This window comes from Flavobacterium chungangensis, from assembly GCF_042654045.1.
Taxonomy (GTDB): Bacteria; Bacteroidota; Bacteroidia; order Flavobacteriales; family Flavobacteriaceae; genus Flavobacterium; species Flavobacterium chungangensis.
This window is the reverse complement of the sequence record NZ_JBHSFY010000012.1, coordinates 160,107-180,691: the sequence shown is the minus strand read 5'-3', so window position 1 is coordinate 180,691 and position 20,585 is coordinate 160,107. Positions and strand designations below refer to the sequence as shown.

General features: G+C 33.8%; 11 protein-coding genes. 4 read left to right on the top strand and 7 right to left on the bottom strand.

The annotated features are described in order from the left end of the window. Positions 1 to 2 precede the first annotated feature (2 nt). From ACFO3N_RS18340 to ACFO3N_RS18330, 3 genes are all read right to left on the bottom strand, one after another. Complete coding sequence (locus ACFO3N_RS18340; RefSeq protein WP_379800159.1) at positions 3 to 908, bottom strand: hypothetical protein; 906 nt, start codon at positions 906 to 908, stop codon at positions 3 to 5. A 68-nt stretch (positions 909 to 976) separates the two neighbouring features. Next, positions 977 to 9,535, bottom strand: coding sequence for a LamG-like jellyroll fold domain-containing protein (locus ACFO3N_RS18335; protein ID WP_379800157.1), 8,559 nt, complete (start codon positions 9,533 to 9,535; stop codon positions 977 to 979). Between the two features lie 10 nt (positions 9,536 to 9,545). Beyond that, positions 9,546 to 10,427, bottom strand: coding sequence for a tail fiber protein (locus ACFO3N_RS18330; protein WP_379800154.1), 882 nt, complete (start codon positions 10,425 to 10,427; stop codon positions 9,546 to 9,548). Between the two features lie 500 nt (positions 10,428 to 10,927). Between ACFO3N_RS18330 and ACFO3N_RS18325 the strand changes: the two genes are divergently transcribed. Beyond that, positions 10,928 to 12,604: a tetratricopeptide repeat protein gene (locus tag ACFO3N_RS18325; RefSeq protein WP_379800152.1), complete on the top strand. Its 1,677-nt coding sequence runs from the start codon at positions 10,928 to 10,930 to the stop codon at positions 12,602 to 12,604. A gap of 554 nt (positions 12,605 to 13,158) precedes the next feature. Here ACFO3N_RS18325 and ACFO3N_RS18320 read toward each other — a convergent pair. Then, positions 13,159 to 14,187, bottom strand: a complete 1,029-nt coding sequence (locus ACFO3N_RS18320) for a rod shape-determining protein (RefSeq protein ID WP_379800150.1) — start codon at positions 14,185 to 14,187, stop codon at positions 13,159 to 13,161. A gap of 231 nt (positions 14,188 to 14,418) precedes the next feature. Between ACFO3N_RS18320 and ACFO3N_RS18315 the strand changes: the two genes are divergently transcribed. Next, on the top strand, positions 14,419 to 14,631 hold the full coding sequence (locus ACFO3N_RS18315) for an OmpA family protein (protein WP_379800214.1): 213 nt from the start codon (positions 14,419 to 14,421) through the stop codon (positions 14,629 to 14,631). A 94-nt stretch (positions 14,632 to 14,725) separates the two neighbouring features. Here ACFO3N_RS18315 and ACFO3N_RS18310 read toward each other — a convergent pair whose 3' ends face one another. Further along, on the bottom strand, positions 14,726 to 15,109 hold the full coding sequence (locus tag ACFO3N_RS18310) for a hypothetical protein (protein ID WP_379800148.1): 384 nt from the start codon (positions 15,107 to 15,109) through the stop codon (positions 14,726 to 14,728). A gap of 175 nt (positions 15,110 to 15,284) precedes the next feature. Next, complete coding sequence (locus tag ACFO3N_RS18305; protein ID WP_379800146.1) at positions 15,285 to 15,623, bottom strand: helix-turn-helix domain-containing protein; 339 nt, start codon at positions 15,621 to 15,623, stop codon at positions 15,285 to 15,287. A gap of 757 nt (positions 15,624 to 16,380) precedes the next feature. On the opposite strand from ACFO3N_RS18305, the gene ACFO3N_RS18300 reads away from it, so the two are divergent. Both ACFO3N_RS18300 and ACFO3N_RS18295 read left to right on the top strand, forming a co-directional pair. Further along, complete coding sequence (locus tag ACFO3N_RS18300; protein WP_379800144.1) at positions 16,381 to 16,704, top strand: DUF6660 family protein; 324 nt, start codon at positions 16,381 to 16,383, stop codon at positions 16,702 to 16,704. Positions 16,705 to 16,780: 76 nt separating this feature from the next. After that, complete coding sequence (locus ACFO3N_RS18295) at positions 16,781 to 18,958, top strand: TonB-dependent receptor (protein ID WP_379800142.1); 2,178 nt, start codon at positions 16,781 to 16,783, stop codon at positions 18,956 to 18,958. A gap of 847 nt (positions 18,959 to 19,805) precedes the next feature. On the opposite strand, the gene ACFO3N_RS18290 is transcribed toward ACFO3N_RS18295, so the two are convergent. Beyond that, a complete protein-coding gene (locus tag ACFO3N_RS18290; protein ID WP_243234129.1) occupies positions 19,806 to 20,183 on the bottom strand; it encodes a nuclear transport factor 2 family protein in 378 nt (125 codons plus the stop codon). Between the last annotated feature and the right edge of the window lie 402 nt (positions 20,184 to 20,585).

The window sequence follows — 20,585 nt, the reverse complement described above, 5'->3', positions numbered from 1 at the left end:
TATTATTGTTTTTGATTTATTACTATTTCTTTATTCGTACTGCCTATACTCACAGTATATTTACCAACTTCTAAATTATCAAAAACAGCCTGGCCGTTTTGAATGCTCTGGCTTGCAACTTTGACACCGTTTTTCGCTAAATCGGCTTGAACATTATTTTCATCGTACAAAACTTTAATAACGCCACCAGCATAACATACAGCATCTTTTTTATAAAACGTCGCACTGCCTAATTTAACCGTTACTGTCCATTGCTTTATTACCGACTGATCTTCAGAAAGTACTTGAAACTGCACGGGATTTGTAAAATCGATATTGTTTGATCCTGAAATTTTATTAGCAGTTCCGATAAATAACTTGGCTCCTGGACTTAATTCAAACACCGCATTTAATGCCGATACGTTGACTCCTTTAGATACATACATTGTTATCTGTGATCCTGTAATCGTTTTAGACGTTTTTAAATCCTTAAAATCAAAATTTATAATTTCAGATTCTGTTTTTAATGAAGGACTTGCAAAACTATAGGACTGGAACAAGTCACCATAATGTTTGTTGTTTTCAAATATTTTTGTCTTTTCAACATTTTTGACAGCATTGTTTGCGGCATCGTAAATTTTGAAACTTACTACCTCATTATCTGTATTCGAAAAAACAGTCAAATAAACCATGTACTTTTTTTCGCTTGCAACATAAATCGGACTAGCAATACCGCGGCATTCTCCGTCAACAAAAGCAGCCAGTTTGTCGCTAGGGCTTGTTAATGTTTTTCCATCAACAGTCAGAAAACCTTCAAACGACATGGTATATTGAAATTTATTTTCATTTACAGACCAGTTTGGCGCTTGGCCAAATACAGTACTGCTTAGTATAAAAAACAATAGTGTTATATGGATATAATTTTTCATTTTTAATTAATTATAAACTCCTAAAACAAACCTTTACAGCTGTTTTAGGAGCTCAATTTAGTGTTTGCTTAGTTTTTAATAACTTTAGTTCTTATTAGTTTTCCATCAACTGCAACCTCAATAATATATACTCCTTGAGCGATGTATGGAGAAATTGAAATCAGATTGAGACCATTTTCAATAACAGCTCTTTGGCTGAATACCAATTGACCATTTATAGAATAAAGCTGCACATTTACTTCCTGCATTTTAGAAGCATTAAGTTCCAGATTCAGAATTGTTCCAAATGGATTCGGATAAATACTGTTTTCTGTTTTCGACACATCTTCTAAAATTACGGGATTCGCAATTGTACCTAGTACTTCGTTTCCTTTAAAAGTGAATGCTTTAGAAGTTTCTTTTTTATTAAATCCATCTCCAAGCGTAAATGAAAATTCTTCGGTATCGTCACCAAAAATGGTTATGAAACTCAACTCTTTTCCATCGACCATCTGATTTCTGGTTTTTCCTTTTAAGACACCTTTAGTATCATAAACAAACAATTCATCATATCCTTCTGGAAGTAAAACAACAGCATTCATGTTTTGAGAATATTGTGTAAACTCTGATGCGATTGTTTCCTGCTCATGGTTTGAAACCGATTTTCCTGTTTTGCTTTTTTCTAAATTATCAGGATATTTAAAAGTTTGAACTTTACTTGATTTAATCATGTAACCTTTACCAGCTTCTAAATATTTTAAGGTTCCGTTCCATCCAATGACTGGGTCGTAAATAGCAAACAAATTCTGCGATTTGATAACATCCCCATCTGCAGCATCAAAATAAGCCAAAGCCTCATTGGTAGTCTGATTTGATCCTAAAGGATAAGCAAGCCAGTTCCAGTTTTCTTTAATAGGGAAACTCCATGTTGCAACATCTACACTTTTTCCTTTTACTTTTAAAGTCTGTTCTTCGGTTATATTTATTTTATACATTTTAGAAGAAGAAAGTCCTCCATTTGCACTGATAGTTCCAGACCAGCCACTATTTGCAGGGTTTGAACTATCTTTAAAATAAGTTTCCAATAAAGCAGGAGAATGGCTTAAAATACGGTTTGAAGTTTCTAATTTTAGATTCTTCGTCAATGCATTTAGATCTGAAAAATTAGCATCATTGGTATTTAAAGAAATCCAAGTCCATCCTTTGTTTAGTCTAATTTCTTGCTCTATTAAACCTGAATTAGCAAAAATGTAAGGTTTGCTTAAAGTTCCTAAGACTTCATTATTCATAAAAGTAATAGACGGATTAGTCTCTACTGAAGCTTCTAAAATTTTACCTTGAGAAGCATCCCATATTTTAAATTTCAGATTTTCACCAGAATTTGTATTACTGTAAATGGTTAAAAAGGCAAAATATTCCTTATAAGCTTCATTGTAAACCAGTTTTGCAGATCCTCTTGTTTCGTCATTATAAAAAGCAGCAATCTTATCATAAGAATCGGCAGAAAGTACACCATCTACTTTTACTTTTCCGATAATATTCATACTGTAATCAAAATGAGTCGGATCTACTGACCAGTTAGGTTCTGGAGCTAATACTCTTAATTTGATCTGTAGTTTTTGATCAAAACCAAAATCAGTTTGCAAGTATAAATTTTCAAGGTATTCTCCAACAGCAAAATCTTGATCAACAGTTGCTTTGATGATAGTTTTACTATTAGGATCAATACTTCCAGATGTTTTACTTAAACTTAACCAGCTTGGCACATTGCCAATTACGTAAGGCTGTTGTTTTCCTCCTTTGTTTACCAATGTAATCTCAAAACTTTTGGTTTCGCCACTATTCTTAGTAAGATCTACAATTTCATTATATCCTTCGGCAAACCAACTCACCTCGTTACGATTTACATAAGCTGTCCAAGTAACAGGAGATTCCTGCATATTGTTGGCGCTGTCAAACATTCTATGAACTGTAATATCTAAGATTTGTCCTTCTAATGATGCCCAATCTGTAATAACTGGCGCAATAATCATTTCGCCGTCTTTAATAACATTTGTGGTTACAAATTTAACCAGCTGACGTTCTGGTTTTATTGCCGGTGTATCATTAGAATAATTTACATTTCCGCTGCTTAAAAGGGCATTGTTCACGACTACAGTCTGATTGGCGTCTGCATGATAATATCTCGGTCCGTTTGCTGTAACCGGATCTGGAACATTCATTCGTGAGTACAGTAATAAACCAATGCTTTCAACATCAACTTCATTATAACTGTCTCTATTGATTTGTTCGACATTACGAAGTGTATTCCACAAACGGAATTCGTCTATTTTACCCGTAAAAGTACGATCAACGGTTTCTTTTCCTGCAAGGTCACGAGCTCCTCTCGCTCCAAGCCATATTTTATTTCCAGAGAAACCTCCAATAGCCGTCATTTGGTTAGAAGATACTAATTGTGTATCTACATACGTTCTTAGCGATCCCGTTCTGTTAAACAATAGCGTTACATGATGCCATCCGTTATCAGAAAGTCCTTTTGTAGTTAAAACATACGATTTGCCTTCGCTGTTTAACAAAAGATTTCCAGAATTATTCATATCAACAGACCATTTATTAGAAAGTCCGTTGCTTTGAACAACATCAGAACCATCGCCTTTTCCGTTTGAGAAAATAGTAGCTTCTTGTGAAGTTCCAGTTTTAATCCAAAACTCCATCGTAGCGTCCATTTCTTTGGTTATTTGAACAAAATTTACATGGTCCATCGCCAGATATTGTCCGTTGCTAAAGTCGTAAGAAGTTCCTTTTGGTTTGATATCCCATGACGTATTTACAGTCGCATGTTTAAATCTTGCTAGATCTTTAGCCAAAGCGTCTCTTCCTTCATTCATTGGCCAATAGCCAACCAGATTAGCTTCGTTACCCATTAATTTAGCGTACATTTTTGCGTACGATTCTTCTCTGGTTAATGTTTTGTTCCATAAACGAAGATCGTGCATGTTTCCAACAAATGTATTGCCTCCAATTACCAAAGCATTGTTATTGGCAAATTGTGCGTTGGCTTTACCACTTTTAGCACCAATTTCGACATCATCTTCAAAAATTCGATAATCACCGTTACTGCTGTTGTATGTAAAAGCATAATGGTGGAATAAATTATCATTTTTAAAACCACCTTGAACAGTAACATCTCCTAATGAGAAAGAAATATTTCCGCTGTTCAACCCAATGTTTAAACCTCCGTCCTGAGAGATAATCGAAGCGCTTGAACTTTTCGTTTCGTTATTCATCCAGAATTCAAAACTTAAATTTCCAGCACTCATTTGAGGACTATTGATGACTGCCGTATTGTTGCTTCCTTCGAAACGTAAACTTACGTTGTGATCAATTTTTAACTGATTCGTCTGCCCTTTTATCTCAATTGTGCTAACCGCAGGGTTGTAGAAAATTTTTTCATTAAAGCTTACTTTCAAGTCTTCGCCCGCACTCAAAATACCATTTGTAGGCAGAGGCGTGCCAAATAACTGAGGCGCACTTAAATCGACCAATCCAGAAATAACTTCAGATATAAACTCGGTATTATTGCTACAAGTACTTCTGGCTCTAATTTGATAATTTCCATTTGCTAATTGTAAAGCAGCAATATCAAAATTATACGTTAAGCTTGTTGCAGCACCAATAGATGAAATTTGAGTTTCATTATTGCTTACTGCTTCATTATAAAATTCTGGAGTACCATAATACGTATGAAGGCGAATCCAATTTGGACTTGTCGCTAATTTATACTCCAAATCAATTTTTTTGAAGCTCTTAAACTTGGTATTGTATCCATTCAAGTTTATTGCCAACGGTTTTGTTGTACCGTCTGTATTAAAAGCTTTTTCTCTATTATAAACCCAATTATTCAGCGGCGCGTTTACCGTTACGCTTGAACATGATGGAACGAAACTTGCCGAAATAAACACTTCAGAACTTACATCTTCTCCGTCACATAATGACTGCAGTCTGATTTTGATGTCTTTATATTCATAAATATCTGAAATAGATTTTCCTAAAGTCAGTTTATAAATAACTTCTTTTCCATAAGGCACATGTACAATTGTTCCGTTTGGTTCAATATTAATTAAGGCATTATTCGGATTAGTCGTATTATCTACAACTAATAAGAAATCAGCATCAGAACCCGAAACACTGTTGTTTTGAAGCTTTAATTCAAACTCAGCATTTTTAGTTTCAACTACATTTGTAATATCGTTATCTGTTACGGCAAGTACCGGAACTTCTACTTTTTGAGTAGCAAAACTTAACTTTTCACGTTTATCTTCTGGCAGTTCATTAATCACAGGTGCGGTGGCACTGTACTCACTTTTATTATAGAAATGAGTTAATTCTGCATCTTCATAAGGACAAGAAGTTCTACCTCCTTGATTAATAAATATCGGACCATTACCATCGAATGCATCGATTACGTTTACACTTAAAAAGTTGGCTTTATCATTATCTTTAATCGTGTAACTTATGTTTGTAGTAGTTGCTTTTTCTTCTGATAATGTAGAATTAATATCCTGTTGAAAGAAAGAGTTTGTCTTACTAACAACTCCTACTCTATTAAAAAGGAATCCAAGCTCTGCAGCTACAGATTGATCTATAACAAGATTATAAGATGTAGGCTCTGCTGCTACAATACTTGTTTCTACACTTTGTGTATAAGACCCCAAACCTGCATCAAATGAAACATTTTTTAGGAAATTAGATTCCAATAAATTTTTAATTGTATTGGATTGATTAAGTTGATTTGTTAGTTTTTGTTTAGCAACTGGATCATTTACCTTATCATAAACGCTGCTTATTTCATTTTTAAACTTGGTTACAACTCCGGCTAAACCTGCTTTGTATGTCTCAGGTGAGTTTTTTGCAATATATTTATTCTTTTCGTTTTCCAGTATTATCTTTCTCCACAACCTAATTTTTTCAGTATACTGATCCCTTTTCCTTTTATTTTCTTCTGAATCAGGATTTGGTCCATTTAGATTTGCAGTAATAAATTGCTCATATTCTGGAATTAATGTACTCAAAATATGTTTTTGCGAGTATACAAAAAATGTAGGACTGTTTTGATCATTTAAAATCAATGCTTTTTGCTTGCTTACATAAATAGGATCAATAGCAGTTCCTAAGTTTATATATTCATTAGCTCCCAATTCTACTGTGACTCCGTTTACCGTTTTTACAGGTATTTTTTTAGATGCTTCAATATTATCAAAAGTACCATAAAACATATTTTTAGAGTTTCCGATGTATAAATCACCATCTGAACCTACATAATCTGTTGCGTCACTAGTTGATATTGCCTTGCTGAAAGTAAAAGTACTTGTGACGCTTTTACCATCATTAGAAGTATTGTTAAGTCCAACTCCAACATCTACATTATTTGTTGCTGTTGCCTCTACTACTGGTGTCGGAACTATACCGCCGCTAACTTCAAAATGCAATCCTGCATGAACACTAACGTTTTGTGTAAATCCTTCCTGATGTGACAAAGATGCTTCAGAGGTAAAAGAAATACTTTCTCCTTTTTCTATAGTCGCAAAACTATTTGAACCAGGTGGGTCTCTTAAAATGATGGCAGGAACATCTGGAGCCTCCGTAACAAAAGTTTGGCTGCCATCTGATGCACCTCCTAAAATGATTCCGATATCATTAAAGTTCTCAACAGGATAATCTACTTCGTTTAATCGGTATTTTAAACTGTTTTTGATTTCAAATGGAGGTGTAATTGAAGGGACACCTGCTTTAAAAGCGTATGTTAAAGTACTTCCATCTGCTGTAATGGTTTCAGAATCTTGTAAAGCAAGATTATTTGTTTTCACCAATTCACCATCCTTTACAGGAACTTTTACTTCAACGGCTGTTCCTGAATCATTATTGGTGTAACGTTCAAAACGATTCATTACAATTTTGTACGCCATAAACTGCGTGTAAATTGGTTTTGCAAAGTTTTCTGTAGATACTTTTGTTCCTGCAACATCGATCGTTTTATCAGAAGTTTGTTCGATAACCTGCAATACAGGAGTTGATCTGTACGTAAAGCTTTTCTCGTAATGATACGGCGTTCCTGTTAAGGTTTTATCTACATTATTTTCTTTATACTTAAATTCAGGTGTTTTAGTAACCGGTATTTCAGAAAAATCAAATGTTTCTGTAGTTCCTGCTTTTAGTAACGAAATGCCCGAATTGCTTTTAATGACCAAATCATTTGCTTCCAAATTATATTTTAAAGGCATTACTGCAACTCTATATTCTCCTGAAGCCGTGTTAGTCGTATAATTAAATTTGGTATAATTGGTCACATTGGCTCCAACTGGTGCATATCCTAATGTAAAATCTGCTTTACCAATATTATTTTTAGCGCTTACTTCAAGATTTTTTGTGATTCCAGAATCGATTATCGTTTTGGTCATTACGCCTTCACCACCAAAACCAATAGGCTTTTCGGCTTCAACAGAACCACCAACTACTTTACCTACTACGGTTACTTTAGTGTTGTCTACAAAGTAAACTGGCTCATTCGCATCTTCAAAAAACTCTTTAAACTCAGTTGTCGCAGCAGGAAAACGCCCGTTATAAACAAACTGATGTCCGTCTTTTTTGATTGTAATATAATGTTTACCAATAGGAACGCTTACATCAAAATAACCATTATCGTCTGTAACAACCGGAATGTTATTGGCATCCAGAACGATGTTTCCGTCAATATATACATTTGCTCCAGTTGTGTAAATTGAAGCATAACGATCTAAATAATCGTCTGATTTATCATTTGGAGTTCCCGCATCATTTTTCCAATATTTAGCTTTAGGAAATTTTTCACCATTTATTTCATAGTAATTATAACCTTCATCCAGAATATTAGCTCCTCCGCCAACCCATGCATCATTTTCGTTTTGGGCAGATTTGCCGTCTACAGAAACATAAGATGGAAAAACGCCTCTTGTATCAAAAGCTACAACACCTTTGAAGCTGAACGAAGACTGATCGACAAAATCAATTTTATTAACCACCTCAGAACCCAAACCTAAATAAACCAATTGCTGGTTAGGTTCAAATTTATGCTGGCCGTACATTGGAGTAATGTTATAAGATTCTCCTGTACCAGAATACTGAATGGCACTAATTTGGTAATTACCTTTACTGTCTGTTACTCCTAAAACACCCAATTGAGAAGTTGTTGGGTAATTATCTGCTTCTGTTGCCCATAATACTCTATTGCCTTGTGCTGTATTGGCATCCCAAAGCTTACCGTGATTTTCATTATAATTAAAACCGCTTCGAGACAAATCATACGCAAATCTTCCTGCTTTTTCATTGGCTCTCAAGTACGTAACCAAACGAGAGTCGTTTCCGCTTATAAATCTTGAATAATCTGTTCTAATAACAGACGATTCTAATGCGGCTTTCCAAATTCTGATTTCATCAATATAACTAGATTTTCCACCGCCCACTTTAGCATTATCCCAAGTTACGCCAGAAAGTCTTACGGTGCCCGTTGGAATTACAGCACTAAAATAAGGCGCAGTATAAGACGCATCAAGACCTCTTAATTTACTGTCAGCTTCTGTTACATAAGCTTGTGTAATCTGTCTTCCGTTAACGTATAACAACGGAACTTGATTATCATTGATTACAACAGAAAAATGAACAAAAGATCTATTAAATTCTGAAACAGGTACAAGCAGATCATTTCCTCTTGAGTTTAAATTACCCGAAGGAAAATAATTTCTCAATGTATATTTTCTGTCGCCTATAGTAACATCAATAGATTTGCTTACCGCGTTTAATTTTACAGTAACATCAAGATTATCTGCGCTTGTCGAACTTGAAATGTTAAACAATCGAATCGCTGTTTCAGAATCACTTGTATAAGCGCTAGATGGTTTTACCCAAGCCTCAAAAGTAGCCGAATTTGAAATTAATGTACTCAAGCCGCTTAAATCTACAAAACCAGAAGCAGGAACATTTAGACCACTTCCTTTAACAGCGCCGCTGCCATTTGGAGTTGCGGTAACCACAACATCTTTAACCGGATTTCCGCCTTTATAACTGATGTTTCCTGTTACAACCGCCGTAGGATTTCTGTATCCAATTCCGGTAATATAAGTACTGTAAAGAATTGGAGTTGCAGCAATTCCCTGCGCTTCTACCATATATTCATACAAAACTCCCCCTTCTACATATTTATCTTCATAATTTGTTTCTGTTGGAGAAAGACTGACTACTAAATTGTAAGGAAGATTTCCGGTTTCTGTGTAGACCCTTCTGTAAATCTTAATGCTTTTTACCAAATTTTCATTGGCTCTTAAATTCCAAGCAATTAAAACCTTATCACCATAAAAACCTTTTGAAACACTAAAAGATTCTTCTGCAAATGTGTGATACAAATACAGTGTACTCCATGGAAAGCGAATATCTGCAGGGTTTGTTTTCCTTGGTCCAGTCTTATTTTGCCCTAAAAATGGAAGTCCAACCTGTATGTTGAATCCATTTTTTTGAATGGCCTGCGAAACGGGTACAACTTTAGCTCCTTTATTGTTTTGAGCATAAAGTCCCGCTCCCAGAACAAACATTCCGAGAACTGCAATTATTTTTTTCATAATTACAGCTTTATAATTTAATGATGTAATTTACACCGTAACTAACAGGTCTAGTTTCTGTTCCTCCAGTATCTGCTGTTGAACCAGTTATGTTATGTGTATGATTACCAGTAGTTGGCATTGTTCTTGCATAACCAAGATCCGGTTGAACTAATTGACTATCACCATCTACTGCATTAACAGTATTATTTCCAGTAATACTCATAACTTTATCAAAAATTCCATCTGCGTGGTTATGGTTACCAGCTGTATCGGTACTTAATGAACCTTTTGCGTGTGAGTGGCTCTTAATTTCATCGTTTTGTGTTCCTTTTAAAGCCGGTCCAGGTTGATTATTTACAGGACTTGTTCCAGTACCTCTTAAAAACATACCTTGTAGGTTTGGCGCATTACTTCCGACCAACGCAATCAGAGCTTTAGCAGTTGTAGGAAGAGCGGCTCCGTTGCAAAGCACCCATCCTTCTGGAGCAACAGTTCCTATAAAAGGCATAATTGAACCTGTTGGAACACCGTTGTTGGCAGCAATTGCATACGGCACATGACGAAGTTTTTCGTCAGATATAACTTCTGAACCTTTCTCAATTCTAAGATAAGCAGTATTGTTGGCAATTACGCTGTTATTCACTGCTGTTGGATCTATTACATCAGAGAATACTCCAAACGCATCAGTAGTCACATTTCTGGTAACTTTGTTGATCAACTGCTCGATACTTGAAGCGTCTAAATAATACAGCGTAAACGTAAGATTAATTGTCTGATTTGTTAAGGCTGTATTGTTTGCATCTCTGGCAATTCCCTGTACTGCAATTCCGGACTGCGAAGCAGAACTTTGGGCATAATTTGAAATAGATGCGCAAAAAAGACATAACATTAAGAGTAATTTTGTTTTCATAGATATCATTTAAAAAATTAAAATTTTAAGGGGTTGGTTAAGGAGCGAATTTATTTTAAAAAATAAAATTCCTTAAATAATAGGGAGAGACAAAAAGAGGACAAATTAATAGGCTTTAATTTTTAAATCATTAATATTTAGCCATTTAAAAAATATCCTTTTCTATTTACTATTTGCAAAGAGATTTCAAAGCAAAAAAAAGGCTTGAGCTGCCATACAAAACAATGATTTCTTTTCGGTAAGATTATATTGAAATTTCTTTCAAAGAATTAGGCAAACATTGAAAAAGTTTTTTCTTTAAATTGGTACAATACTTACCAGATTTTTAGAACTTATAAGAAAAATTTTATATTTAAGATTTTCAAGGCATTAGTTCAAAAAAACATGATTTTCTCTTTAACTTTTTTTTAGTAAAACGTTTATTTTTTTTAGTTTAGCAGCCTATAATAAGTCCCCATTCCCAAATGATTTTCTGTACAAAAAAAATTGTTTTATTTTTTGTGTTATACACCTTTGTTTTTTGTACCCAATTGCACGCTCAAAAACTATCATCGTCTAGTGCAGAGTCAATTAAGAAAATCGAAGCTATCATTATCAAAGAAAATAATTCTAAAAAAGACACTGTAGAACTACAAAAACGACTGTCTTTTTTAAAAAATTCTTCACACAAAAACGAACAGATTTTATACAGTGCCTTACTTGCAAATGGCTTTTCTTTATTCTTCGATAAAATAAACAGCAGAAGCGAATATTATTACTTAAAATCTATTCAAGAAGCTAAAAAAAGCAATGATTTAAGTCTTATAATCTGGACGCAGGTAAATTATTCTAAGTACTTATATTTTTACTGCCAGATTGATAAACTTATCCCGATCGTTCTAAAAACGATGGACGAAAGCAATCAGATTGGTCCTTCGGAAATGATTTTGCCCGAAGAGACTTTTAAATTCTTTGGCTGGATAATGTCTACGGTCGAAGATAAATCTGCTATAAGTTATTATAAAAAAGCGCTGCAGTATATGCAAAACCCTTCTTCAGAATCTGCGGGAGTTTTAAACGCAATTGGTAGCAGTTATTTCAGAAACAAAGATTTATCAAATGCCATGTATTATTTTAATAATGCAGAAGCTATGGCATTAAAAATAGGCGACAGTATCAGGTATGCAAAAATTTTAGGAGACAAAGCGCTTATTTACCAAGAAAAAGGAAATTTAAAAGATGCTGTGCGCTTTTTAAAACAAGATATTCTCTATTCTCAAAAATTTAAAATTGAAAAGAATGAGATGTATGCTTCTATTATATTGGCTAAAATTCTCTTAAAACTCAAAGACACTGCAGAACTCGAGGAGATCTTAGAAAAAGCGGGAAAAATTGCAAGCTCAAAGTCGTACTACAGAAGTTCTTTAAAAGAAGTAATAGAGTTAAAACTTATTGTTCTAGGAGGTAAAGATCCTCAGAAAGAACTTTTACTAAGACGACAGCTTAAACAAATTGAAGAATATCTTCTTAATACCAATGGCAATACGGTACTACAGCAATCTCATTGGCTTATTCAAAAAAAGAAATATGAAACTGATAATGAGAAAATTCGATTGCAATTAGAGAAAGGCGAAAAAACAAAAAGCCTAATTATTCTAATTCTAATCCTTACTATTGTGCTAAGTCTGGTTACTTACACCTCATTGAACAAAAAATTAAAAACAAAGAAAATAACACTTGAAAAAGACAGACTTTTTTTTGAACAGAAGCTTAGTGATGCTAGTTATAATATTGAAACCTTCGACGAATATCTTAAAAACAAAAACAAGCAGATATCTATTCTAGAAACTGAACTTGAAGAAATTAGAAACTCTGTAGCGGTACAGTCTGAAGAAGAAAAAACAAAACTTGACAAAATATTAGACTCCCATTTGATGACAGATGAAAACTGGAAAAACTTCAAAAAAGAGTTTATAAAACAGCATGGTGAATTTTATAATTATGTAGTCAAAAATTTTCCAGAATTAAAAGAATCTAATCTTAAGATTATAATGCTGCAAAAATTAGATCTTAACAACTCCGAAATATCTAACTTATTGGGAGTTACAGTCGATGCCATCAAAAAAAGCAAACAACGATTGAAGAAAAAATTAGGCGAGAGATATGATTTATTATTTGAGATCATAGAATACAAATGACATAACGATCTGAGCCAAACAGATATTCAAAAAAAATCAATAAAAAAAGAACTAAAATATTATTTACCAACATTTTAGCTCTTTTTGTTATTTTTATTTTGCGTTTCTTTGCGCCTTCTACTTGCCAATACAGAAATTAACTTTTCTTATTTAATAAGGCTTAAGCAATGTCGAGGTACAAATAAGGTACAAATTTTAAAAAATATAATCTTACAAAAAACATCATTTGTCATGTGTCCGATAATTTGGAAAAATATATAGCTTTTCAGAGAACATTTTAATCTAGCAGTTGAGGCAAATATAAAATAAATAGTATTAAAATCATCAAACACCACTTAAAATTTCTATGCAATTGAAGATTATTAAGCAAGATGATGGCACAATGTTTTATAAAAAAAAGGAACATCCTGCAAAACAAAACAAAATACTATTTTTACGCTTCCAATTTTCCCATTAAAAACAAGTGGAAATACACATATTTGAAATAAATAATAGCTTTAAATCTATTTCTCGAATAGCAAGACATTCTCTTCGGATAGATTAATATGCAGCATCTACTTAACCAGTACGCTTTTATATTTGCCTATATTTTTCAAAACGATCCCCGTGCCTCTTACCACTGCACGCAGGGGATCTTCTGCAATATAAACCGGCAGGTCTGTTTTCTGGGAAATTCTTTTATCAAGACCGCGCAGCATTGCTCCTCCGCCTGCAAGATACAGTCCTGTATTATAAATATCTGCTGCCAGCTCAGGAGGCGTCACTGAAAGCGTAACCATAATGGCATCTTCAATTCGCAGTATTGATTTGTCTAAAGCTCTTGCAATTTCTCTTGAAGTGATCTGCACCTCTTTGGGTTTTCCGGTAAGCAGATCCCTTCCGCGCACCATCATATCAGCTGGAGCATCTTCAAGATCTTCAATTGCTGCCCCCACTTCTATTTTTATCTGTTCAGCGGTGGCTTCACCTATATAGAGATTATGATGCGTCCTCATATAATAGAGTATATCTCCGGTAAAAACATCTCCCGCAATTTTTATGGATTTGTCGCAGATGATTCCTCCAAGCGCAATTACAGCAATTTCTGTGGTGCCTCCGCCGATATCCACAATGATGTTCCCTTTGGGCTGCATGACATCCAGCCCCATTCCTATAGCAGCTGCCATCGGCTCATGAATTAAGAAGACTTCTTTTCCGTTCATCCTTTCGCAGGACTCTTTTACGGCTCTCATTTCAACTTCCGTAATGCCGCTTGGAATACACACCACCATACGCAGTGCAGGCTTAAAAAGATTTTTCTTTATCTCAGGTATATTATTGATAAACCAGCTAATCATTTTTTCCGAAGCATCAAAATCCGCAATGACCCCGTCCTTAAGCGGCCGTATAGTTTTAATATTCTCGTGGGTCTTGCCCTGCATTAAACTGGCTTCCTTACCCGCGGCAATAATTTTTCCGTTCCTGATATCTCTTGCCACTATTGAAGGACTGTCGACTACAATCTTTCCTCCGTGAATTATTAAAGTGTTGGCTGTTCCCAAATCCATAGCGATTTCCACTATCATAAAATCAAATAAACCCATAGTATCGTTTTATTAAAAAACGACGCTACGGGAGTTTTATTCTCTTTTATCTTAAAACACAATGGTTCAATTTATATATAAATCATATTCATAACAATATTAATATAATGATTTTCAGATTTTTAAAAAACAATAATTAATCTTTTACTTGAAATAATATTTTAACACAGTTGGCTTACCTACAAATGTAAAAGAGATTCGCTTTAACAAAAGGCGTGAAAAAATTTCCCTATTACAGGATATGCTTTTAATATAGGAACGGAAGAGCGCAATCTTGAAATTGGAATGAAAAGAGCGCAAGCGGTTTCAGATTATTTACAGAATAAAGGAATTGAATCTAATCACATGCACTTATTTTCGAGAGGTGAAAGCGAATCTTTGGTTCCAAATACTCCAGCAGAAAATAGACCGCTGAACAAAAAGAGTTACTCTTCCATTAGTTGACAGATAAATTCTGAAGCCTTTTTATAAGATAATTTTTCCGGTTCTCCAATGCAGACATATATGCACCTTCCATAAAAAAATGGGAATCAGAATGCTATTGTTCCGATTCTCTATTGGCCATTATCTTCTCGGCCCATCCAGGCCTTCCATCACTGTATCTGTCAGACTTGCCCACGCTTAAATGAGTATTGGGATACTGCCGTTTTCTAACCTGTGCATGACGGTGCATGACCAGATAATAAAAATCTCTTTTATGTTCCGGAAGCACTTCCAGCCCTCCCGAAACATGATTATACGGAAATTTTAAATGGATAAGAACCTTTGCCAGCTCCAGAGTGTCATTTTTTCCGATGCACCAGTACAGGAGATTCCCATGCTCAAATAATGTTTTCAATGCCTTATAGCCGCGTGATGTTATACGCAGCCCAGAAGATGCCAGCACATAGGCATCCACTTCCAGTTCTTGTTCCGCTGTCATGTTTTCTGCAATTTAAAACAGCAAAATTAGCCGCAAAACGGAACATAAAACAGCATCCGACTGTTCCAAATCCTAACATTAACATCAAATGCAGAATTATGCTGCTCCATCAAAATCCAATATATCAAAGGCCGCCTGGAATTAAAAACTAAACCCATAAAAAAAGCAGGGAAAATCAATCCCTGCTTTTTAGCCGCTGCTCCACTTCCGAACGCAGTTCTGAAATCGTCTTTACCCTTCCGGACTTTATCCACTCCAAAAGCTCTGACTTTATAAAGTACAGCTTCTTGCCCTGCTTATTGACCGGAATCTCATTTCGGCACACTTTGGAATAAATGGTCGCCACAGAAAGATTAATCAGTTTTGAAGCCTCCAGAATGTTCAGCAGCCCCGGATCAAAATCTTCAGGAGTCCTTTTATCCCTGATCTCCTTAACCATACGCTCAATGCTCTCCATGCGCATCATAAGAGTACCCAATATATTAGGCAGATCTTCAAAGGCAAATGGCTTCATAAAAGTTGTGTTTTAGATATTTCAAAATCAAAAAAATAAATCTGGGTGCCTCTTTTTTTCTTAAAAGAAGGCTCATACCACAGATAGCCATACTCATCCAACTCGTGAAGGCATTTATGATAGTTATGGACCGAAGATATCTTGATAAGAAGTCCAAACTGTCTTAAATCTTCTTTCGTAATATTTTCATCCATAACAATCATCATTTAAATAAAATGTATATGCAATAATCTGGCAAAACAAGAAAGTATCCTTTTTTACCATTTTTTAATTCGTAATCAAATAATTGCATCAATTAATTATCTTTCCAAAGGTATGATTGATATTTGGAATTTTCATGGACATAATATGTCCATAATGTAGACTATTTTACAATTTTAAGGAGTTAGTTTTCTTCTTCAAAACTAACAACATATATAAACCAATACTTTACAAATGATATGGTACAAATAAGGTACAAATAAATCTAATTTATCCCTAATAAATAGCTACTGAGTAAAAAAACAAAAATATTAAATAAAAGTTTTTTCCGTTCATCTGTCCTTGGAAGGATTGAATTCCAACTTTTTGCTCGAAGACCTAAAAATGTTGGTCGACCGTTTTAAGCTTATATAATGATCCAAACCTATTAGTTCTAAGCAATACTTTTTCCCGAAGCGGACACAATTCATTTAAGATTTATTCCGAAGAGTATTTATTTAACCTGCAAAAATAGATAGTATTAAATTATTAAATAAAATATTTATAAATTTGACTTGTGAAAATATGGGTAACAATATTATCGTGCATTGTACTGTTTCTTTCGACAGTGCCATGCTCCGCGTTTGCTAAACATTCAGAATGCGGTACGGAGAAAAACTGCGAGGATAATTCTCATGACTGCGGTAATCAATGTAGCGGAAAATGTTCGCCATTTTATTCCTGCGGAACCTGCGTCGGTTTTACAATAAATTTTAATTCTGTAATTATCAATGAAAAATTAGAATTTACTCTGGATGAAGTTTCTCAGACACCATCATACAACAAATTTGTATATTCTTCTTTTATCTGCAAAATCTGGCAGCCTCCTAAAATTTCTTAATATAAAAGTTTATTATCCCCTGCATTAATCCCATTATGCGGGTCTATTATTTATTATTAATATTAAGAAATCATAAATGTTTAAATATATTTTATTAATTGTGGCAGTTGCGTTTATTGGCACTGCACAAGCACAGAAAACTGTCAAATTTCATCTTAAAAATACTGAAACTAACGAACCTCTAAAAGGAGCATCTGCAAAAATTGAAGAAACAAGCTCGGTTTTCAAATCAGATAATGATGGAAATATCACTATCGAAAATCTAAAAGATGGAAATTATACTTTATCAATTTCTCTTGAAGGTTACGCTCCAAATAAAACAGTTTTTAAAGTGCCTTCCATCTCTAATTTTATAGAAATTGCATTGCAGAGCCAAGAGGAAGACGCTGAAGAAATGGAAGAAATCGTTGTTACTTCAACCAGAGGAAATCGAACAATCACTAATATTCCGACCAGAGTAGAATTTATTGCCGGAGAAGAACTGGAAGAAAAGGCCAATATGAAACCGGGAGACATTCGTATGATGCTTAACGAAAGTACTGGAATTCAGACCCAGCAGACTTCAGCCACTTCTGGTAACTCGTCTATCAGAATTCAGGGATTAGACGGCCGATATACACAAATCTTAAAAGATGGTTTTCCCATTTATTCAGGTGCGTCAAGCGGACTGGGATTGTTGCAGACTCCCCCATTAGATTTAAAACAGGTTGAAATAATTAAAGGTTCGGCTTCGACTCTTTATGGCGGCGGTGCAATTGCTGGTTTAGTGAATCTTGTTTCTAAAACTCCAACCGAAGAAAGAGAGTTCCGATTTCTAATCAATGGAACTTCTGCCCTTGGTTTGGATATTAATGGTTTCTATTCACAGCAGTTTAACAAAATCGGATTGACTGTTTTTGCTTCTCATGATCGAAATGCTCCCTATGATCCCGCAGATATACAATTAACCGCTATTCCTAAATTTGAACGCTTTAATTTTAATCCAAAATTATTTGTCAATTTTAATGAAAATACCAAACTTAACTTTGGTATTAATACTGTTTTTGAAAACCGTATCGGCGGAAATATCGACTATATTAAAGATGAAAGCAGTTATCCTGGCAGTTACTTCGAAAAAAATAAAACCCAGAGATTAAGCACGCAGTTTGCCCTGACTCATAAATTTAATGAGAGAGAATCTCTAACCATCAAAAACAGTTTTAATAATTTCAGCCGTGTTATCACAATTCCTGACTATGTTTTTGACGGCTTGCAGAACAGTACTTTTTCAGAAATAAGCTATTCTAAAAACGGCGATATTGCAGAATGGGTTGCTGGAGGAAATTTATACACCGACAGTTTTACAGAAAACAGCCAGACCACTTTTCCTTTAAGAAATTATAACCAGATTACATATGGAGCTTTTATTCAAAACACTGTTAAAGCAAAAGAATGGCTGGAAATTGAAACAGGCCTTAGAGGCGATTATGTACTTGATTATGGATTTTCGCTGCTTCCTAGGGTTTCTGCTTTGTTTAAAATTAATTCTAAATTTACATCCAGAATCGGCGGCGGTTTAGGTTACAAAACACCAACTATTTTTACAGAAGAAAGCGAGCGTATCCAGTATCGAAATGTACTTCCGATTAACAGCGATTTTAACAAACTGGAAAGAAGTTACGGTTTTAACTTTGATGTAAATTACAAAACTAAAATTACAGAAAATCTTTCCTTATCATGGAATCAGTTGTTCTTCTATACCAATGTTGACAATCCTTTGATCTTAAATTCACTTCCTGATAAGGTTTATCAATTTGTAAATGTCAATGGTTATCTGGACACAAAAGGAACTGAAACAAATTTAAAATTAGGCTATAAAGACTTTAAATTATTTCTAGGTTATACCTATACTGATGCTTCCATAGATAATAACGGAATAAAATCTCAAAATCCTTTAACAGCTAAACACAGATTAAACAATGTTTTGATGTATGAAGTTGAAGAAAAATGGAAAGTCGGATTAGAAGCATATTATTACAGCCCACAAAAATTAAGCGATGGTACAACTGGAAGAGATTACTGGATTTTTGGTTTCATGGTGGAAAAACTTTGGGATAATTTTTCAGTCTACGCAAACTTTGAGAATTTTACGGATACCAGACAAACCAAATTTGGAAGCATATACACAGGAACTATTTCAAATCCTGTTTTTAAAGATATTTATGCGCCGCTGGATGGATTTGTTGTAAATGCCGGGATTAAAATAAAAATTTAATTTTTTTTTTTAAAACTACATCTGTTCATCATAAACTTTTTTTTTCTTAAGCTATTCGAATTAAAAATAACGGTAAAATTTATAGATGAAACGTGCTATAGAAAAACGGCACATAGTTTTCGAACTGATTTGTCCTGAAAAAGATTGACCTGATTAGTAATATAAAATTAGTTAAATCGGAACAGAATTACTTTTGTTCCGATTTACTTTTTTCTACTTTTTTTTAGGTTTAGTTTGATTTTATAAATTTTCTTGATTTGGAGTTAAAATATTTATTTATAAATGCACTCTGATTTTGATTGCAAAATAAAATGGATTGCTGGACATACTTTTTTAAATTCTCAAAATCATCAGGGATCTCAGTTAATCCAAACTCTTCTTTTAAAATACTTTTTACTCTTTCTGCTGTGAAATACTGAATTATCTTTACTCTCAAAAAATGGATTTGGATTGCGAGAGCAGATTCAAGCTAATCCAGAAATAAGTATAAAATGTGTCCCCTATATCTTTTCCACCTCAAAAAATCAACAAAATGATCGCCGTAAAGAATCTTTTTTTAAGTAAACTGAATATATAATTTTTCCAAAAAGAGCACTGTATATTATTACAATTAAATAATAAATTGGAGTATATAATAGTATTACCCATTAAAAAGCTATCCCCAAAGCAAATGAGACTATCAGCTTAATTTCAAATTGGATGTCCAAATATCCTGATTAACCATTAATTAAATTCTAAATTTCTTCTAATAATTCGTAATGCTCTTAGAAAGCATTATTTTGAAAGAGCACGAAATAAAACTAGTATTTTTTTTAAATGTAATTATGTAATCTATAACTATTTTAATTTAAAACAGTGGATTACTATTAGCGCGATTATCGGGCATCTGCATCATAGCATCCCAATGTTCCGCTAATTTTCCATTTTCAATACGATAGATATCTATAAATCTCCATTCTTTTCCAGACATCTCGTAGCGAGAATGAAGAATTACAATATCGTCATCTACAACAATGTGTTTGAAATCTATTTTTTGTTTTGGCACTCCTTGAGATATAAGCATCTCAACAAGACTTTTAACTCCTTCTTGGCCATCAGATATAGTCGGATTGTGCTGCACGAAATTCTTACTCACATATTCATCTACTCCAGTAGTATCTAAATCACCGAAAATTTTTTGATAAGCTGTAATAGCAATCTGTTTGTTTTTTTCTTCTTGTGACATGTTCTTTTATTTTTAAATATTATTTACACGAAGTTATTGAAAAAAACGTCAACCCTACCTATACACACCTTTTAGTCAGGTACTTACCAAATGGTTAGAAATATTAAATATCAGTAAAAAAAATCCATAAATATTTTTCAATCACAGTAAAATTGTCTTATTCTGAGGTGATTATTACCTTTAAATAGGTCACAGAAATTGAAAATTATTTTTTGAATTATAAATAGTATAAGACTCAGTAGTAAAATAATTTAAACAGCTTCCATAATTTTTATTAGTAATGTAAGCCTTTGGAAAATCATTTAAACAGTTATATTTTCGAGTTAGACTCCCCTAAAATCTTTTTTGCAGAATTTATTTATCCATAAAAAAAATAGGTTCATCAAAAAATCCATCTGACTT